Genomic DNA, 14,913 nt, shown 5'->3' with positions numbered 1-14,913 from the left:
TCGACCTCATGACCACCAACGACCCCGCCACCCGACCCGCCGAGAGCGCGGAACGGATCGAGGTGTCCCGGCTCATCCCCGCCCCCGCCGGCGCGATCTTCGCGGTGCTGACCGATCCGTTGGGGCATGTGGACATCGACGCCTCGGGCATGCTCATGGACGCCGAGGGCGAACCGGTCACCCGGGCAGGCGACCGGTTCCGGGTGCACATGGACCGGGAAGCCCTCGGCGACCGCCCCCTCGGCAAGTACCAGGTGGAGGTGATCATCACCAAGCTCGTCCCGGAGCGGGAGATCGCCTGGACCGTCGAAGCCGGGGTCCGCCCGCACGTCCGGCACATCTACGGCTACCGCCTGGCCCCCGCCGAGGACGGCACCCTGGTCACCTCCTACTACGACTGGTCAGAGCTCGCCCCGGAGTGGAAGCAGCGCCTGGTCTTCCCGGTGGTGCCCGAGTCCGCGCTCAAGGCCACCCTCGGCATCCTGGAGCGCGTGGTCCGCAGGCGAGCCGCCTGATGCCGATCTCCGCTCGTCACCGCGAGGTGCTGCGCCGGGAGCTGCCCGGGGCGGACCTCGACGGGTTGGTGGTGCACCAGGGCCAGTTCCACGAGGTGGTCCTCGGCGCGGACCGGGTGGTGTGCTTCGCCCGCACCGCCCCGGCCGCGTCCCGGCTGCCCGCCCGCGCGGCCCGGCTGCGATCGGTGGCGGGCATGGGTCTCGGCTTCGCCACCCCCGTTCCTCTGTCCGAAGTGGACGGTGACCCGGCCTGCCTGGTGCTCAGCCGGGTGCCCGGCGACCCGCTGGCGGCGCACCGGCTGACCGCGCCACCGGTGTTCGAGGCGGTGGCCGCCGGTTTTGGCGCGCTGCTGCGGGAGCTGGCCGGGGTGAAGACTGGATTCCCGTCGACGGGCAGCTGGCCGGAGTTCGCGGAGGGTGTCCGGGCCGAGTTGTTCCCGCTGATGTCCGGGTCCGGCCGGGCCAGGGCCGAGGCGGAGCTGGTCGCGGTCGGGGAGCTGCCGCACTGGGTCACCGGGCTGGTGCACGGCGACCTCGGCGGCGAGAACGTGCTGTGGTACGAACGGGACGGCCTGCCGCGACTGTCCGGCGTGGTGGACTGGGACGAGGCCGGGCTGGGCGACCAGGCGGAGGACCTGGCCGCGATCCGGGCCAGCTATGGAGAGGAGATGGCTCGTGCCGTGGTGGCACACCTTCCTCCGGACGAGGCGTTGCTCGACCGGGCCAGGGTCATCGGTGGCACTTTCGCCTTGCAGCAGGCGTTGGCGGGGCTGCGGGATGGGGATGAGGAGGAGCTGGCGGACGGGCTCTCGGGGTACCGCTGAGCCGGTCAGCGGGGATAGGTGTGGATCTCGGTTGCCTTCACCGAGGCCCACAGGGTGTCGCCGGGGTGCAGGCGCAGGTCGGCGACGGTGGCGGTGGTGATGTCGGCCAGCACGGCGGGGGTGCCGTCCAGCTCGATCCTGGTGGTGTGCGCGTGCTGTTCGATCCCGGCGACCGTGGCCTGCCAGGTGTTTCGTGGGCTGCCAACGGGTTTGGCCGGGTACAGGCTCACCGCGCTGGGTGGGAACACCACGTGCACCGGGCCGGTGGCCGGTTCGGCGACGGTGAGCGTGCCGCCCTCGTCGAGGTGGATCTCGGTGTCGTGGGCGGTGCCGCGGTAGAAGTTGAGGCCGACCAGGTGGGCGACGTAGTCGGTGCGGGGCTGGCGGACCACCGCGCGCGGGCTGCCCTGCTGTACCACGCGGCCGTGTTCCAGGATGACCAGCCGGTCGGCCAGCACCATCGCGTCCAGCGGGTCGTGGGTGACCAGCAGGGTGTGGCCGGGGTAGTCGCGCAGGTGCCGTCCCAGCTCGGCGCGGACCCGGAGGCGGGTGCTCGCGTCCAGGGCGGCCAGGGGTTCGTCGAGCAGCAGCAGATCCGGGTCGGTGGCCAGGGCGCGGGCCAGGGCGACCCGCTGGGCCTGGCCGCCGGAGAGGGTGCGGGGTTTGGCCGCGGCGTGGCCGGTGAGGCCGACCTTGGCCAGCCAGTGTGCGGCCCTGGTGTTGGCCTCGGACTTGCGCAGGCCGCGGGCGCGCAGGCCGAAGGCGACGTTGTCCAGTGCGGTCATGGTGGCGAAGAGCAGGTGGTCCTGGAAGACCACGCCGATCGGCCGCAGCTCGGTGGGCAGACCGTCCCAAGTGGACTCACCGAGCCGGATTGTGCTGTCCGAGGCCAGGAGTCCGGCCAGTGCGCGCAGCGCGGTGGTCTTGCCCGCGCCGTTGGGGCCGAGCAGGGCGACCACCTCGCCGGGCTCGATGGTCAGGTCCAGGTCCAGGGCGAAGGTCTCGCGGGTGACCCGCAGGTTGGCGCGCAGGGTCATGAGGCGCCACTGATCCAGCGGTCGCGCAAGCCCGCCAGCACGCCGACCGACACCAGCAGCAGCACCACGCTGAGCACGATGGCGGCGTCCGGATCGCTTTCCAGCGCCAGGTAGACCGCCAGCGGCATGGTGGTGGTCTCGCCGGGGAAGTTGCCGGCGAAGGTGATGGTGGCGCCGAACTCGCCGAGGGCCCGCGCCCAGCACAGCACGGTGCCCGCGACCACGCCCGGCATGATCGAGGGCAGGGTGACCCGGCGGAAGGTGAGCCAGCGGGAGGCGCCCAGGGTGGCGGCGGCTTCCTCGAACCGGGGGTCGGCCGCGCGCAACGCGCCCTCCACCGAGATCACCAGGAACGGCATCGCCACGAACGCCTCGGCCAGCACCACGCCCGCGGTGGTGAACGGCAGCGAGATGCCGAACCACTGGTCCAGGTACTGCCCGAGCAGCCCGCGCCTGCCCAGCACCAGCAGCAGCGCCACCCCGCCGACCACCGGCGGCAGCACCAGCGGCACCGTGACCAGCGCGCGCAGGAAGCCCCGGCCGGGCACCTCGCCGCGGGCCAGCAGCCAGGCCAGCGGGATGCCGAAGAGCAGGCACAGCACCGTGGCCAGGCTCGCGCAGACCACCGACAGTCGCAGCGCCTGGCCGACCTCGGGGCTGAACAGCCTGCCGGGCAGGGTGGTCCAGGGCGCGGTGACCAGCAGCCCGGCCAGCGGCACCAGCAGGAACACCAGCCCGATCACCGCGGGCAGCACCAGGATGAGCGGCCGCCGGCCCCGTGCCCTGCGCGTCCTGCTCACGGGGCCGCGAAGCCGGCTTCGGTGAGCACCGCGCGGCCCTTCTCCGAGCGGACGTAGTCGACGAAAGCCTTGGCGGCCAGGGTGTTGGGGGCCTTGGCCAGTGGCGCGATCGGGTAGTCGTTGACCGCCTGGGCGGCCTCGGCGAAGTCCCTGCCCTCGACCTTGCCGCCCGCGGCCCTGACGTCGGTGCGGTAGACCAGCGCGGCGTCCACCTCGCCGAGGGAGACCTTGGTCAGCACCGCCTTGACGTCCTGTTCCAGGGTGTCCGGCCGCGCGGTGATCCCGGCCGCCTCGAACACCTTCTTCGCGGCCGCGCCACAGGGCACCTGCTCGGCGCACAACGCGATCTTCAGCTCACCCCGGCCGAAGTCGGCCAGCCCGCCGACCTTGGCCGGATTCCCTTGCGGCACCGCGATCTGCAGCGTGTTCCTGGCGAAGGTCACCGGCGCGGCGGTGACCGTGCCGGTGTCGGTCACCTGCTTCATGTTCGCCGGGGCGGCCGCGGCGAACACGTCGGCGGGCGCGCCCTGGTTGAGCTGCTGGGCCAGCGCCGAGCTGCCCGCGAAGTTGAACTTGACCGTGGTGCCGGGGTTGGCGGCCTGGAAGTCCTTGCCCAGCTTGGTGAAGGACTCGGTCAGCGAGGCGGCGGCGAACACGGTGAGCGTGCCGCCGGTGGGGGAGGAGCCCGGCTGCGCGGTGCCACAACCGGCCAGCGCCAGCACCGCGAGCAGTGCGGTCAGTCTGCGCACCTCAGGCCTCCGGGATCTCGACGACGACATGGGTGGACTTGATCGAGGCCACCGCGACACTGCCGACCTCCAGGCCCAGCTCCTCCGCGGACTCCCGGCTCATCAGCGACACGATCCGGAACGGGCCTGCCTGCATGTCGACCTGCGCCATCACCCCGTCCTTGACCACCCGGGTGACGATGCCCTTCATCCGGTTGCGCGCGGAGGCGGCGACCGTGACGCCGGGCTCGGCCGACTCGGACAGCTGCTGGGCGAAGGCGGCCAGCTCGGTGCCGGCCACGCCCTTGCGGCCGTTGTCCAGCGTGAGCGCGGTCAACCGGCCCTGGTCGATCCAGCGGCGCACGGAGTCATCGCTGACGCCCAGCAGCGCGGCGGCCTCACTGATCCGCAGATTCGGCATGAAAGCGATTATAGATCCGCGTCAGCGGATCGGCAGGGCGGGGTGGAGACCCGCCGCCGCTGGGTCGCGGAGCGGGTCGAGCCCCTCGTCTAGGCTCGCGGGCATGCTGGACACGCAGTACGAAGACCTGCTCCGCCAGGTACTCGACACGGGCGCGCGCAAGCAGGACCGCACCGGCACGGGCACCCGGTCGATCTTCGGTCACCAGCTGCGCTACCGCCTCGCCGACGGCTTCCCGCTGATCACCACGAAGAAGGTGCACTTCCGCTCGATCGCCTACGAGCTGCTGTGGTTCCTGCGCGGCGAGGCCAACGTCAACTGGCTCCGCGAGCACGGCGTCACCATCTGGGACGAGTGGGCCGCGCCGGACGGCGACCTCGGCCCGGTCTACGGGGTGCAGTGGCGGTCCTGGCCGACCCCCGACGGCGGGCACGTCGACCAGATCAGCGAGGTGCTGCGCACGCTGCGGGAGAACCCGGACTCCCGGCGGATCATCGTCTCCGCCTGGAACGTGGCCGACATCCCGCGGATGGCGCTGCCGCCCTGCCACGCGTTCTTCCAGTTCTACGTCGCCGACGGCAAGCTCTCCTGCCAGCTCTACCAGCGCAGCGCGGACCTCTTCCTCGGCGTGCCGTTCAACATCGCCAGCTACGCGCTGCTCACGCACATGATCGCCGAGCAGGTGGGCCTGGGCGTCGGCGACTTCATCTGGACCGGTGGCGACTGCCACATCTACGACAACCACGAGGAGCAGGTCCGCACCCAGCTCGCCCGCCAGGCGCGGCCGTTCCCCAGCCTGAGCCTCAAGCCCGCGGAGAGCCTGTTCGACTACACCTACGAGCACATCGCCCTGGACGGCTACCACCCGCACCCCGGCATCAAGGCCCCGGTGGCGGTGTGATCGGGCTGGTCTGGGCGCAGTCGGCCAACGGCGTCATCGGCCGCGACGGCACGCTGCCGTGGCACCTGCCGGAGGACCTCAAGCACTTCCGCACGCTGACCGCGGGCGCGACCGTGCTGATGGGCCGCCGCACCTGGGAGTCGCTGCCGCCGCGGTTCCGGCCGCTGCCGGGCCGGCGCAACCTGGTGCTCTCGCGCACCCCGCAGGAGGGCGCGGAGACCTTCCCCGACCTGGCGGCGGCACTGGCCGCGGTGACCGGGGACGTGTGGGTGATCGGCGGCGCGGCGGTGTACCGGGCGGCGCTGCCGTTCGCCGACCGGATCGTGGTCACCGAGATCCGCGAGTCCTTCGAGGGGGACACGCACGCGCCCGGAGTGGGCCGCGCGCCGGATGCCGCGGGGGCCTGGTTGGCGTCCGAGACCGGGCTGCACTACCGCTTCCTGACCTGGGACACCTCGGCGCTCGTTTCTGGCAGCATCAACACCGGGTAGGCCAACAGCCGAGCCACTGTCGACGCGCCGGATCGGAGCACTTGGTGAAGGTCCACCTCAGCCGCACGCCGTCGCTGGCCGTCGCGCTGATCGTCCTGCTCTGCGGCGGCCTGCTCACCGCACCCGCCTCGGCCACCACGGATCCGCTGCCCTACCCCGCACGTGACGGCTACCGGATCAAGTCCATCCAGCCGGACTCCTGGGCCGACAAGGACACCATCGCGGGCAACAACACCGGCGGGGTGGCGCTCAACCTGGTCTGGGCGGAGTGGGAGCCGAGCCGGAAACCGGCGCCCTGCGCCGAGGGCGAGGAGCTCTTCGACAACCACTGCTTCCGCGTCCCCGCCGAGGTGGACAGCGCGATCAAGGACTGGTCCGCGCGCGGGCTGGTGGTCACCGGCGTCACCTACGGGACCCCGGCCTGGGCCCGCTACGCCAAGCCGTGCTCCCCGGCCGAGCCGGGCTTCGAGGTGCACTGCACGCCGAACCAGGCCGCCGACTACGCCCGGTTCGCCGGCATGCTGGCCCGCCGGTACAGCGGGCTGCGCGGGCACGGGCGGGTGGCCGACTTCGTGGTGCTGAACGAGGTGAACACCAACACCTGGTTCGACATCGGCTGCGGCCAGGGCGTGCCCTGCGACCGGCAGCGGTGGCTGGCGGAGATCAGCGAGCTGTACGTGGCCGCCTACGACCGGGTCATCGCCGAGCAGCCGCACGCGAAGGTGCTGATCTCGCTGGACCACCGGTTCGGCGTGGAGCTGGAAAGCCCGTCGGCGCGGGAACCGGTGCTGGCCGGGCAGAACGTGCTGCGCGCGCTGGCCGCGCGGGCCGGGGCGCGGCAGTGGCGGGTCGCCTTCCACCCGTACCCCAAGGATCTGCGGCGACCGGAGACCAGCGCGGACGACTTCCCGTACGTCACCTACGGCAACCTCGGCGTGCTGGCCGGCTGGCTGGCCGCGGAGTTCCCCGGCAGCGTCGCGGCCACCGACATCCAGCTCACCGAGAGCGGGATCAACTCCAGCGCGCCGTCCACCCCGGAGCGGCAGGCCGCCGCGGTCTGCGACTCCTTCCGCGCGGTGCTGGGCACCCCCGGCGTGACCAGCCACGTGTACCACCGGATGCGCGACCACCCCGACGAGACCGGCGCCGGGCTCGCACTCGGGCTGTGGCAGGACAACGGCGCGCCCAAACCGGCGTGGACGACCTGGGCGCTGGCCAACCGCGCCGACCTCGGCCGGGGCGGGCTGTCCTGCGGGTTCGAGCAGTTGCCGCACACCAGGCTGGTGCGCGGGTTCAACCCGGCCCGCGGCCACTGGGCCACCTCCCGGCTGCTGCCGCCCGGCTTCACCGCCCAGCAGTCCTGGTTGCTGCTCCGCGAGCCCGCGGCCGGGACCGCGGTGCTCTACGAGTGCGGGGTGGGCGGGCACAACCTGCTCACCACCGATCCGCGCTGCGAGGGGCTGCCGCCGCTCGGTCCGGTCGGCTCGGTGCACACCGCCCCCGCGCCGGGCCGGACCGCGCTCTACCGCTGCCTGGTGCCGCGGATCGGCGACCACTTCGTGGCCGCCGATCCGCAGTGTGAGGGCCAGCAGGTAGAGGCGCTGCTCGGCTACTCGGCCGCCTGAGCGCTCAGCCTGCCGGGACGGGCAGCGGCATGCCTGGCACGTTCTGGTCCGCCGGGACCACGCCGTCGACCAGGTAGGCGTTGACGATCTTGTCCACGGCCGGGTTGCCCATGCCGTAGACGCCGTGGTCGCCCTCGCCGGTCACGGTCAGCAGCCGCGAGTTCGCGAAGGCCGCGTGCGCCCGGCGCGCGCCCTCGATCGCGGTGGCCCCGTCGTGCTCGGCGTGCACGATCAGCACCGGCGGCACGCCCTTGCCGTCCAGCTTGGGCAGCGGGCGCGGCTGGGTGCCCCAGAACGCGCACACCTGGAAGCCCAGCCAGCCGCTGTGCAGGGTCTGGCCGCGGTCGAGGAACTGCTGCGAGCGGCGGATGAGCGACTCACGGTCACCGGTCCACGGACCGTCGTTGCACAGCGTGTTGAACAGCGTGGCCACCAGCGCGTCCGGCGCCTCGGCCCGCTGCTTGGCCACCCCCTCCTTGAGGCCGTCCCGAGCCTCGATCTTGGCCTGCTCCGGGGTGCCCGGCTCGGTCAGCGTGCGCAGCCGGACGAAGTCCTCGGCCAGCGCGGTGAACCGGGCCTTGGACTTCAGTTCGCCCAGGGTGCGCAGGTCCAGCTCGGTCGGGCCGATCTTCATGCCGTCGATGACCACCGGCTTGCGGCTGAGCGCCTGCCGGATCCGCTCGTAGTTCTGCCGGGCCGCCTCGGCGGTGGCGCCGAAGTGGTACTTGGCGTCGTAGCGGGCGATCCAGGGCAGGAAGTCCTGCCGCCAGCGCCGCTCGAAGGCCATCGGCTGCCAGTCGAAGGACTGCTGCCAGCTCGCGGTGAACTCGGTCGCGGAGTCCAGCACGAACCGGCCGACCCGGTTCGGGAACCGCTGGGCGTAGTGCGCGCCCAGCCAGGTGCCCGCGGAGTAGCCAATCCAGTTGATCTTGTCCCGGCGCAGCAGCACCCGGAGCAGGTCCAGGTCCTTGGTCATCTGGAAGGTGTTGATGAACGGCCCCAGCTCGCCGGAGGCCTTCCGGCAGTCCGCAGCCTGGCGCCGCACCGTGTCCACGACCAGGTCCAGGTTGGCCGGGTTCCGGTCGCGCGCGTCCGGGATCAGCTCGGAGCCAATCGCGCCGCCGCAGCTGACGTTGGTGCTCTTGCCGGTGCCACGGGTGTCGATCCCGATGACCTCCTGGTGCTCCCGCAGCTTGCTCTGGTTGCGGAAGACCGCGGGCAGCGTGCGGCCGGGACCGCCGGGGCCACCGGGGTTGGTCAGCACCGAGGCGGTGGCCTTGCCGGTGGCGGCGAACCGGCTGATCGCGATGGTCAGCTCCGGCCGCTGGTGCGGGCGCTCCCAGTCCCTCGGCGTGCGGTAGGTGGCGCACTCCAGCCCCGGCACCGGCGAGGGCAGCTCCTCGGCGGTGCACAGGTGCCAGTCCAGCGTCTGTTTCGCGTAGCGGGCCGGGATGTGCGTGGTGCCGAGCGCCTCGGCCGGGTCGGCCAGCGCCGGGGACATCCCGGCGATGAGCCCACCCGCGAGCACCGGGACGACCACGGCGGCGAGCGATCGCCTGCGCATGTTGTTCCCCCTCTTCGGGTCGATCCTGCGGACACCGAAGAGTCCAAACCGTGCCGTCGCGGCACAGTCAAGTCCGGAGGCTGACCGGTTCCGGACTAGCCGCCGTGCACGCGCTCGGCGGCCAGGCGGCCGGAGATCAGCACCGGCGGGATGCCCACTCCCGGGGTGGTGCCGCTGCCCGCGAGCACGATGTTGCCGTCCCGGAACGGCAGGTTGCCCGGCCGGAACGGCCCGGTCTGGGACACGTTGTGCGCCAAGGAGAACGGTGTGCCCGCCGCCTGTCCGCCGGCCGCCCAGTCCAGCGGGGTGGTCAGCGACAGCCGGGTCACCGCGGTCCGGTCGGGCAGGATTCCGCGCTGTGCCAGGACATCCACCAGCTCCTCGGCGTAGGCGGGGCCGGTGCGGGACCAGTCCACGGTCGAGTTTCCCAGGTGTGGACAGGGGGCGAGCAGGTACTGGAGGTGCCTGCCCGGCGGCGCCAGGCCGGGGTCGGTGACCGTGGGCGTGGTCAGCAACAGGGACGGGTCGCTCATCAGCCTGCCCTGCCGCACGATCTCGCGGAAGGTGCGTTTCCACGCGCGGCCGAAGGAGATGGTGTGGTGCGCCTGGTCTTCGGCGACGTGCTCGGCGGACAGGTGCACCACCACCGCCGAGGGCGACCACCTCGGCCGCAGCGGTCTGCGCGGTGGCCGCACCAGCAGCTCGCGGGCCGGGCCGGGTCCGGTGGCCAGGACCACTGCGTCGCAGGGGAAACGCTCCTCCTGGGTGTGCACCGCGCGCACCCGGTTGCCGGTGCGCTCCAGCCGGACAACCTCCGCGCCGTAACGGAAACGCACGCCCGCACCGTGCGCCGCGTCGGCCATGGCCTGGGGCACCGCGCGCATGCCGCCCTTGGGGAACCACACCCCGGCGACGGTGTCCATGTAGGAGATCACCGCGTAGGCGGCCAGCGCGTCGGCGGGGGAGACGCCGGCGTAGAGGGCCTGGAAGGTGAAGACCCGCTGGAGCCTGGGATCGCGCAGGAACCGGCCCACCGCGCCGGAGAGCGAGCGGAAACCGCCGAGTCGGGCCAGCGCGAGCAGGTCCCGGATCGGCAGGTCCAGCGGGGAGTCGAAGGAGGAGCCGATGAACCGGTCCCGCTCGACCTCGTACAACCGCTTGAGCCACAACCGCATCCGCAGGTAACCCTCAGCCTCGCGGGGCCCGGCGAACTCGCGCACGGCCTGCTCCATGGCCGCGGCCCCGGTGTGCACGTCCAGGGTGCTGCCGTCGTGGAAGCGGGCCCGGTAGGCCGGGTGCAGGGGGAGCAGTTGCAGGTGGTCGGCCAGACTTTCGCCGACCGCGGCCAGCGCTTCCTCGAGCAGCTCGGGCATGGTCAGCACGGTGGGGCCGGGGTCGATCCGGTGGCCGTCCACGTCCAGCCGCCCGGCCAGTCCGCCGGGATGGGGGAGTCGTTCCAGGACGGTGACCTCGTGGCCCGCGCCGCGCAGGTGCAGCGCGGTGGCCAGTCCGGCCAGCCCGGCCCCGACCACCACGACCTCCTCGGTGCGGCCGCTGACGGCGCGCGCCACACCTACCGCCCGCGCCGGGTGGCCCGCGAAGCCAGCAGGCGCAACTGTTCGCGGGGTTCGGGTGCGAGGGGCAGGCGGTCGAGCGCGCGCAGGCCCCGGTCGGTCAGCTGGTCGATCCGCTGCTCGACGGCGGCCACCGCGCCGAGGTCGATCAGCAGCGTCCGCACCCGTTCCAGGTCGGTCGCACCGCCGTCGAGGCAGGCGCGCAGGATGCGCTCGGCGACCCGGTTTCCGTTCGCGCGGGCCAGTTCCAGGGCGGTGGTCATCAGCACCGTGCGCCTGCCCTCCCGCAGGTCGTCCTCGGCGGGCTTGCCGGTGCGCGCGCAGTCGCCGAAGACGCCGAGCAGGTCGTCGCGCAGCTGGAAGGCCACCCCGACGTCCCGGCCGTAGGCGCGCAGCGCGGCCACCAGTTCCGGTGCGCCGTCGGCGATCGCCGCGCCCAGCTGCAACGGCCGCTCCACGGTGTAGGCGGCGGTCTTGAGCTCGGCCACCCGCACCGCCTCGGCGGTGGACTCCGCCCGCCGCGCCCCGCCCAGCAGTTCCAGGTGCTGACCGGCGATCATCTCGGTGCGCATGGCCCGCCACGGCTCCCACGCCCTGCCCAGCGCCGCCGACGGCAGCCCCGCGGTGACCAGCGCGTCATCCGCCCAGGCCAGCGCGAGGTCCCCGACCAGGATCGCCGAGGACTCGCCATAGCGCCGGGCCTGCCCCGCCCAGGCCCCGCGCTCGTGCCGCCGCGCGAACGCCTCGTGCGCGCTCGGCCTGCCCCGGCGAGTGGCGGAGCGGTCCATCACGTCGTCGTGCACCAGCGCACAACCCTGGAGCAGCTCCAGTGCGACCAGGGCGCGCAGGGTGGCGCGCGCGGCCGGTCCCGTCGCCGGACCGCCCGCGGCCAGCCAGCCGCACCAGGCGAAGGCGGGGCGCAGGCGCTTGCCGCCGCTGAGGATCAGGGCGGACAGTTCGTCGGCGAGCTCCGGCACCAGCTCCCGGTGCGGCGCCCGGGCGAAGAAGTCGGCCAGCTCCTCCGCCAGCAGGCCGCGGAAGACCAGCGGGGTGTCGGTCACCACGGACATCGGGGCCTCCTCGCGGTTGGGGCGATCATGGCCGAGCTAAACAGCGGGTGCGGGCAGTCGCACGCCAAACCGCTCTGTAGTGCGAAAGCAGGCCGCCTCAGCCCCAGCGCCTGCTCGCCGCCTCGTCGATGAACCGCACCGCCCCGCGCAGGTCCTGCACCCGTCGCGCGTGCTCCGGCACCTCGACCTCCGCCCAGCCCGGACCCGCGAGCACCAGCACCGTGCGCCGGTCCTCGGTCAGCTCCCGCACCGGGGTGGCCAGCGCGGTCGCCGGCTGGTGCGACCACACCACGGTCACCAGCGGCCGTAACCGCCGCACCGCGCCCAGCAGCGCGGCCGGGGGCACCCTGGCGCCGAGCATGCGGGAGCTGCGGCGCAGGCCGGCCAGTGCGGCGGCGAGGGCGTCCAGGGGCAGGGTGTGGTGTTCGTCGGGGGCGGCGGAGAGCAGGGCGCACAGGTTGCCCTGTTCGGGGAGGTGGGTGAGCTCGCGCAGCACGTGCTCGATGCTGTCGCTGATCACGTGCTCGATCTCCACACCGCTGCCGGACTCGGCCACCCGCTGGCCGAGCTCGACCAGCACCGGCGTGCACACCCGCTCCCAAGCCCCGATCACGCCGAACTCGGCGATCGCGGTGCGGGTGAGGTGGCGCAGCGCGGGCGCGTCCATGCGCAGCGCGGCCGCGTGCAGTCCGCGCACGGCCGACTCGGTGGTCAGCTCGGGCGTCGTGGGGAACACCGGTCCGGCCGCCGGGTCCGACTCGGCGAGCGCGGTGGCCGCCGCCGCGGCCGCGGCCATGCCCTGACCGGTCAGCTCGACCATGCGGCGGAGCCTGCGCACGTCCTCCTCGGTGTAGCGGCGGTGCTTGCCCGGCTGGCGATCGCCGGGGCCGAGGCCGTAGCGGCGTTCCCAGGTGCGCAGGGTGATCGCGGAGACGCCCAGTCGCTGGGCCACCGCTTTCGGCGTCCACTCACCCGAGGCCGGCCTCTCCCCAGGTCCGATCATGCCGGGACGCTCCCCTCATCTTCGCCGCTGCCGGGTGATCAGCTCGCGCAGCTCATTCTCTCCAAGGCCGCCCCAGACCCCGAACACCTCCTCGGTCTCCAGCGCGTGCCGCCTGCACTCCGGCACCACCGGGCAGGAGGCGCAGACGGCCTTGGCCGCCTCCTCGCGGGCCTTGCGGCTCACCCCTCTGGCGTTGAACGGGTGGAAGAACAGTGCCACGTCGCGGCCCCGGCAGGCGGCCCGCAGTTGCCAGTCCCACTCCTCGACGACCGGTTTGGGCAATCGGCTCAGTTCGGGCATCACCGGCTCCTTCCTGGCTGAGGGGTTCCGCCCTCTACGGTAGAACCGATTCGCAACCGATTCAACTCGAAGGGCGGCGCTCGGCCGTGCCGGTGATGTTGCGGGCCATGCCGCCGAAGACCACCGCGTGGAAGGGCGCGACCGACTTCCAGTACAGGTGCCCGGCCAGGCCGTGCGGTTCGAAGATCGCCCGCTGCCGGTAGACCGAGCCGCCGGAGTCCGCCGGGGTCACCGACAGTTCCAGCCAGGCGCGGCCGGGCACCCGCAGCTCCGCGCGCAGCCGCAGCAGGCGCGGGCGCTCCAGGTGCTCCACCCGCCACCAGTCCAGGGCCTCGCCGGCGCGCAGCCGGCGCGGGTCGCGGCGGCCCCTGCGCAGGCCGGCCCCACCGGCCAGGCGGTCGATCCAGCCGCGCACCGACCAGGCCAGCGGGAAGGAGTACCAGCCGTGCTCGCCGCCGATGGCCTCGATCACCCGCCACACCGTCTCCGCCGCGGCGGGGGTGTGCCGTTCGCGGACGTCCAGGTAGCGGGTGCCGCCGGACCACTCCGGGTCGGTGGGCAGCGGGTCGGCCGGGTCGCCCGCGTCCGACCAGCGGGTCGGCACGTCGGCGTCCCTGACCCGGGCCAGCGCCAGCTCGATGGCCCGCTCGTAGCCGGTCAGGCCGCCGTCCGGGTCGGGGATGTGCGCGGCGATGTCCTTGTCCTGCTGGACGACCTCGTGCACCAGCGACTCGATCAGCGGCACCGCGATGCTGTTGGGCACCGGCGTCACCAGGTTCACCCACTGCGCGGACAGCCACGGGGTGAGCACCGGCACCGGCAGCACGACCCGGCGCGGCAGCCGGGCCACCACCGCGTACCGGCGCATCATCGCCAGGTAGGTGAGCACGTCCGGGCCCGCGATGTCGAAGCCCCGGCTCACCTCCGGCGGCAGCTCCGCGGCGCGCACCAGGTAGTGCAGCACGTCGCGGACCGCGATCGGCTGGATCCGGTTGCGCACCCAGCGCGGGGTGACCATCGCGGGCAGTCGTTCGGTGAGGTGGCGCAGCATCTCGAAGCTGGCCGAGCCGGAGCCGAGGATGATCGCCGCGCGCAGCACCGCGGTGGGCACCCCGGAGGCGAGCAGGATCTCCCCGACCTCCGCCCGCGAGGCCAGGTGCGGCGACAACCGCTCCCCGGCCGGGGTGATCCCGCCCAGGTAGACGATCCGGTGTACCCCGGCTCCGGCCGCGGCCCGCGCCACCGTGCGGGCGGCTTCGCGGTCCAGGGCCACGAAGTCGCGGCGGTTCAGCGAGTGCACCAGGTAGTAGACGACCTCCTGGTCCCGCACGGCTTCGGTGACGGAGTCCGGATCGAGGACGTCGCCCGGCACGATCTCCGCCGAGTCCCGCCAGGGCACCTCGGCCAGCTTGCCCGGATCGCGCGCGACCGCCCGCACCTGGTGGCCGGCGCGCAGCAGCTCGGGCACCAGCCTGCCGCCGAGGTAGCCGGTGGCGCCGAAGACGACACAACGCATGCTGGTCACCGGCTCAGTTCAGTCGCCAGATGGCGAAGTTCAGCGCCCCGGCGAAGCTCACCCAGGCCCAGTACGGCAGCAGCAGCACCGCCGCGGTCCGGTGCAGCGGGAAGAAGCGCCACACCGTCACGCCGATGGCCAGCCACATCAGCACCAGCTCGGCGAAGGCCAGGCCGTACAGCCGCGCGCCGAAGAAGATCGGGGTCCAGGCCGCGTTGAGCGCCAGCTGCACGCCGTAGGCCGCGAGCGCGGAGCGGGTCGCCGGTCCGCTGGTGTGCCGCCAGAGCAGCCAGCCGGAGATCGCGATCATCGCGTAGAGCACCGTCCACACCGGACCGAACAGCCAGGACGGCGGGGCCCAGGACGGCTGGCGCAGGGCCAGGTAGTCGGCCGAGGTGCTCGTGCTGGCCAGCGCGCCCAGGGTCGCGGCGAGCACGACCGAGACGGCGAAGACCGCGCCCGCGCCGAGCTGGCGGGGCACGGTCGGATGGCTGGCAGTGGCCATGGCTCCTCCCGTCTGAATCGAATGTGGATCGATTCTAGG

Annotated in this window: 16 protein-coding genes; 5 read left to right on the top strand and 11 right to left on the bottom strand. The window is 73.2% G+C overall.

Translation table 11 applies throughout. From position 1 onward, the window contains the following. Positions 1-8: 8 nt before the first annotated feature. Positions 9-515 carry an SRPBCC family protein gene (locus N8J89_RS24415; RefSeq protein ID WP_283659331.1) on the top strand — a complete coding sequence of 169 codons (507 nt, stop codon included), beginning with the start codon at positions 9-11 and terminating at the stop codon, positions 513-515. Next, the gene (locus N8J89_RS24410; RefSeq protein WP_283659330.1) at positions 515-1,339 is read left to right on the top strand and encodes a phosphotransferase family protein; all 825 of its coding nucleotides are present in this window, start codon (positions 515-517) and stop codon (positions 1,337-1,339) included. The genes N8J89_RS24415 and N8J89_RS24410 overlap by 1 nt, the downstream gene beginning before the upstream one ends. A 5-nt stretch (positions 1,340-1,344) precedes the next feature. On the opposite strand, the gene N8J89_RS24405 is transcribed toward N8J89_RS24410, so the two are convergent. Genes N8J89_RS24405 through N8J89_RS24390 form a run of 4 tightly spaced genes read right to left on the bottom strand, consistent with a single transcriptional unit; the run spans position 1,345 to position 4,325 of the window. Further along, a complete protein-coding gene (locus N8J89_RS24405) occupies positions 1,345-2,376 on the bottom strand; it encodes an ABC transporter ATP-binding protein (protein ID WP_283659329.1) in 1,032 nt (343 codons plus the stop codon). After that, a complete protein-coding gene (gene modB / locus N8J89_RS24400) occupies positions 2,373-3,176 on the bottom strand; it encodes a molybdate ABC transporter permease subunit (RefSeq protein WP_283659328.1) in 804 nt (267 codons plus the stop codon). The genes N8J89_RS24405 and modB overlap by 4 nt, the downstream gene beginning before the upstream one ends. Continuing rightward, a complete protein-coding gene (gene modA, locus N8J89_RS24395) occupies positions 3,173-3,925 on the bottom strand; it encodes a molybdate ABC transporter substrate-binding protein (RefSeq protein WP_283659327.1) in 753 nt (250 codons plus the stop codon). The genes modB and modA overlap by 4 nt, the downstream gene beginning before the upstream one ends. Before the next feature lies 1 nt (position 3,926). Further along, positions 3,927-4,325 carry a TOBE domain-containing protein gene (locus N8J89_RS24390; RefSeq protein ID WP_283659326.1) on the bottom strand — a complete coding sequence of 133 codons (399 nt, stop codon included), beginning with the start codon at positions 4,323-4,325 and terminating at the stop codon, positions 3,927-3,929. 103 nt (positions 4,326-4,428) lie between these two features. Here N8J89_RS24390 and N8J89_RS24385 point away from each other — a divergent pair, with 103 nt between their 5' ends. The 3 genes from N8J89_RS24385 to N8J89_RS24375 are packed head-to-tail and all read left to right on the top strand — an operon-like array spanning position 4,429 to position 7,342. Next, the gene (locus tag N8J89_RS24385; RefSeq protein WP_283659325.1) at positions 4,429-5,226 is read left to right on the top strand and encodes a thymidylate synthase; all 798 of its coding nucleotides are present in this window, start codon (positions 4,429-4,431) and stop codon (positions 5,224-5,226) included. Next, the gene (locus N8J89_RS24380; protein ID WP_283659324.1) at positions 5,223-5,717 is read left to right on the top strand and encodes a dihydrofolate reductase; all 495 of its coding nucleotides are present in this window, start codon (positions 5,223-5,225) and stop codon (positions 5,715-5,717) included. Before N8J89_RS24385 ends, N8J89_RS24380 begins: the two co-directional genes overlap by 4 nt. Positions 5,718-5,761: 44 nt before the next feature. After that, on the top strand, positions 5,762-7,342 hold the full coding sequence (locus N8J89_RS24375; protein ID WP_283659323.1) for a DUF5722 domain-containing protein: 1,581 nt from the start codon (positions 5,762-5,764) through the stop codon (positions 7,340-7,342). A 4-nt stretch (positions 7,343-7,346) separates the two neighbouring features. Here N8J89_RS24375 and N8J89_RS24370 read toward each other — a convergent pair whose 3' ends face one another. The 7 genes from N8J89_RS24370 to N8J89_RS24340 form a co-directional block, all read right to left on the bottom strand. Then, a complete protein-coding gene (locus N8J89_RS24370; protein WP_283659322.1) occupies positions 7,347-8,906 on the bottom strand; it encodes an alpha/beta hydrolase in 1,560 nt (519 codons plus the stop codon). Between the two features lie 95 nt (positions 8,907-9,001). Next, a complete protein-coding gene (gene crtI / locus N8J89_RS24365; protein WP_283659321.1) occupies positions 9,002-10,477 on the bottom strand; it encodes a phytoene desaturase family protein in 1,476 nt (491 codons plus the stop codon). 2 nt (positions 10,478-10,479) lie between these two features. Beyond that, positions 10,480-11,550 carry a polyprenyl synthetase family protein gene (locus N8J89_RS24360; protein WP_283659320.1) on the bottom strand — a complete coding sequence of 357 codons (1,071 nt, stop codon included), beginning with the start codon at positions 11,548-11,550 and terminating at the stop codon, positions 10,480-10,482. Positions 11,551-11,647: 97 nt separating this feature from the next. Next, positions 11,648-12,553, bottom strand: a complete 906-nt coding sequence (locus tag N8J89_RS24355; protein WP_283659319.1) for a MerR family transcriptional regulator — start codon at positions 12,551-12,553, stop codon at positions 11,648-11,650. 15 nt (positions 12,554-12,568) lie between these two features. Continuing rightward, on the bottom strand, positions 12,569-12,853 hold the full coding sequence (locus N8J89_RS24350) for a WhiB family transcriptional regulator (RefSeq protein ID WP_283659318.1): 285 nt from the start codon (positions 12,851-12,853) through the stop codon (positions 12,569-12,571). A gap of 61 nt (positions 12,854-12,914) precedes the next feature. Further along, positions 12,915-14,369 (bottom strand): SDR family oxidoreductase, encoded by a 1,455-nt coding sequence (locus N8J89_RS24345; RefSeq protein ID WP_283666237.1) that lies wholly within the window; start codon positions 14,367-14,369, stop codon positions 12,915-12,917. A gap of 13 nt (positions 14,370-14,382) precedes the next feature. Continuing rightward, positions 14,383-14,874 (bottom strand): TspO/MBR family protein, encoded by a 492-nt coding sequence (locus tag N8J89_RS24340; RefSeq protein WP_283659317.1) that lies wholly within the window; start codon positions 14,872-14,874, stop codon positions 14,383-14,385. Between the last annotated feature and the right edge of the window lie 39 nt (positions 14,875-14,913).

The sequence above is a fragment of the Crossiella sp. CA-258035 genome (genome assembly GCF_030064675.1).
GTDB lineage: Bacteria > Actinomycetota > Actinomycetes > Mycobacteriales > Pseudonocardiaceae > Crossiella.
The sequence above is the reverse complement of the archived record's forward strand: the minus strand, read 5'-3'. Positions and strand labels throughout refer to the sequence as shown.

Bases quoted from the DNA above. Each gene is read 5' to 3' on its own strand.
- N8J89_RS24385 (WP_283659325.1), top strand. From the start codon at position 4,429: ATGCTGGACACGCAGTACGAAGACCTGCTCCGCCAGGTACTCGACACG.
- N8J89_RS24390 (WP_283659326.1), bottom strand. From the start codon at position 4,325: ATGCCGAATCTGCGGATCAGTGAGGCCGCCGCGCTGCTGGGCGTCAGC.
- N8J89_RS24370 (WP_283659322.1), bottom strand. From the start codon at position 8,906: ATGCGCAGGCGATCGCTCGCCGCCGTGGTCGTCCCGGTGCTCGCGGGT.
- N8J89_RS24350 (WP_283659318.1), bottom strand. From the start codon at position 12,853: ATGCCCGAACTGAGCCGATTGCCCAAACCGGTCGTCGAGGAGTGGGAC.
- N8J89_RS24345 (WP_283666237.1), bottom strand. From the start codon at position 14,369: ATGCGTTGTGTCGTCTTCGGCGCCACCGGCTACCTCGGCGGCAGGCTG.
- N8J89_RS24355 (WP_283659319.1), bottom strand. From the start codon at position 12,553: ATGATCGGACCTGGGGAGAGGCCGGCCTCGGGTGAGTGGACGCCGAAA.
- N8J89_RS24405 (WP_283659329.1), bottom strand. From the start codon at position 2,376: ATGACCCTGCGCGCCAACCTGCGGGTCACCCGCGAGACCTTCGCCCTG.
- N8J89_RS24340 (WP_283659317.1), bottom strand. From the start codon at position 14,874: ATGGCCACTGCCAGCCATCCGACCGTGCCCCGCCAGCTCGGCGCGGGC.
- N8J89_RS24360 (WP_283659320.1), bottom strand. From the start codon at position 11,550: ATGTCCGTGGTGACCGACACCCCGCTGGTCTTCCGCGGCCTGCTGGCG.
- N8J89_RS24415 (WP_283659331.1), top strand. From the start codon at position 9: ATGACCACCAACGACCCCGCCACCCGACCCGCCGAGAGCGCGGAACGG.
- N8J89_RS24410 (WP_283659330.1), top strand. From the start codon at position 515: ATGCCGATCTCCGCTCGTCACCGCGAGGTGCTGCGCCGGGAGCTGCCC.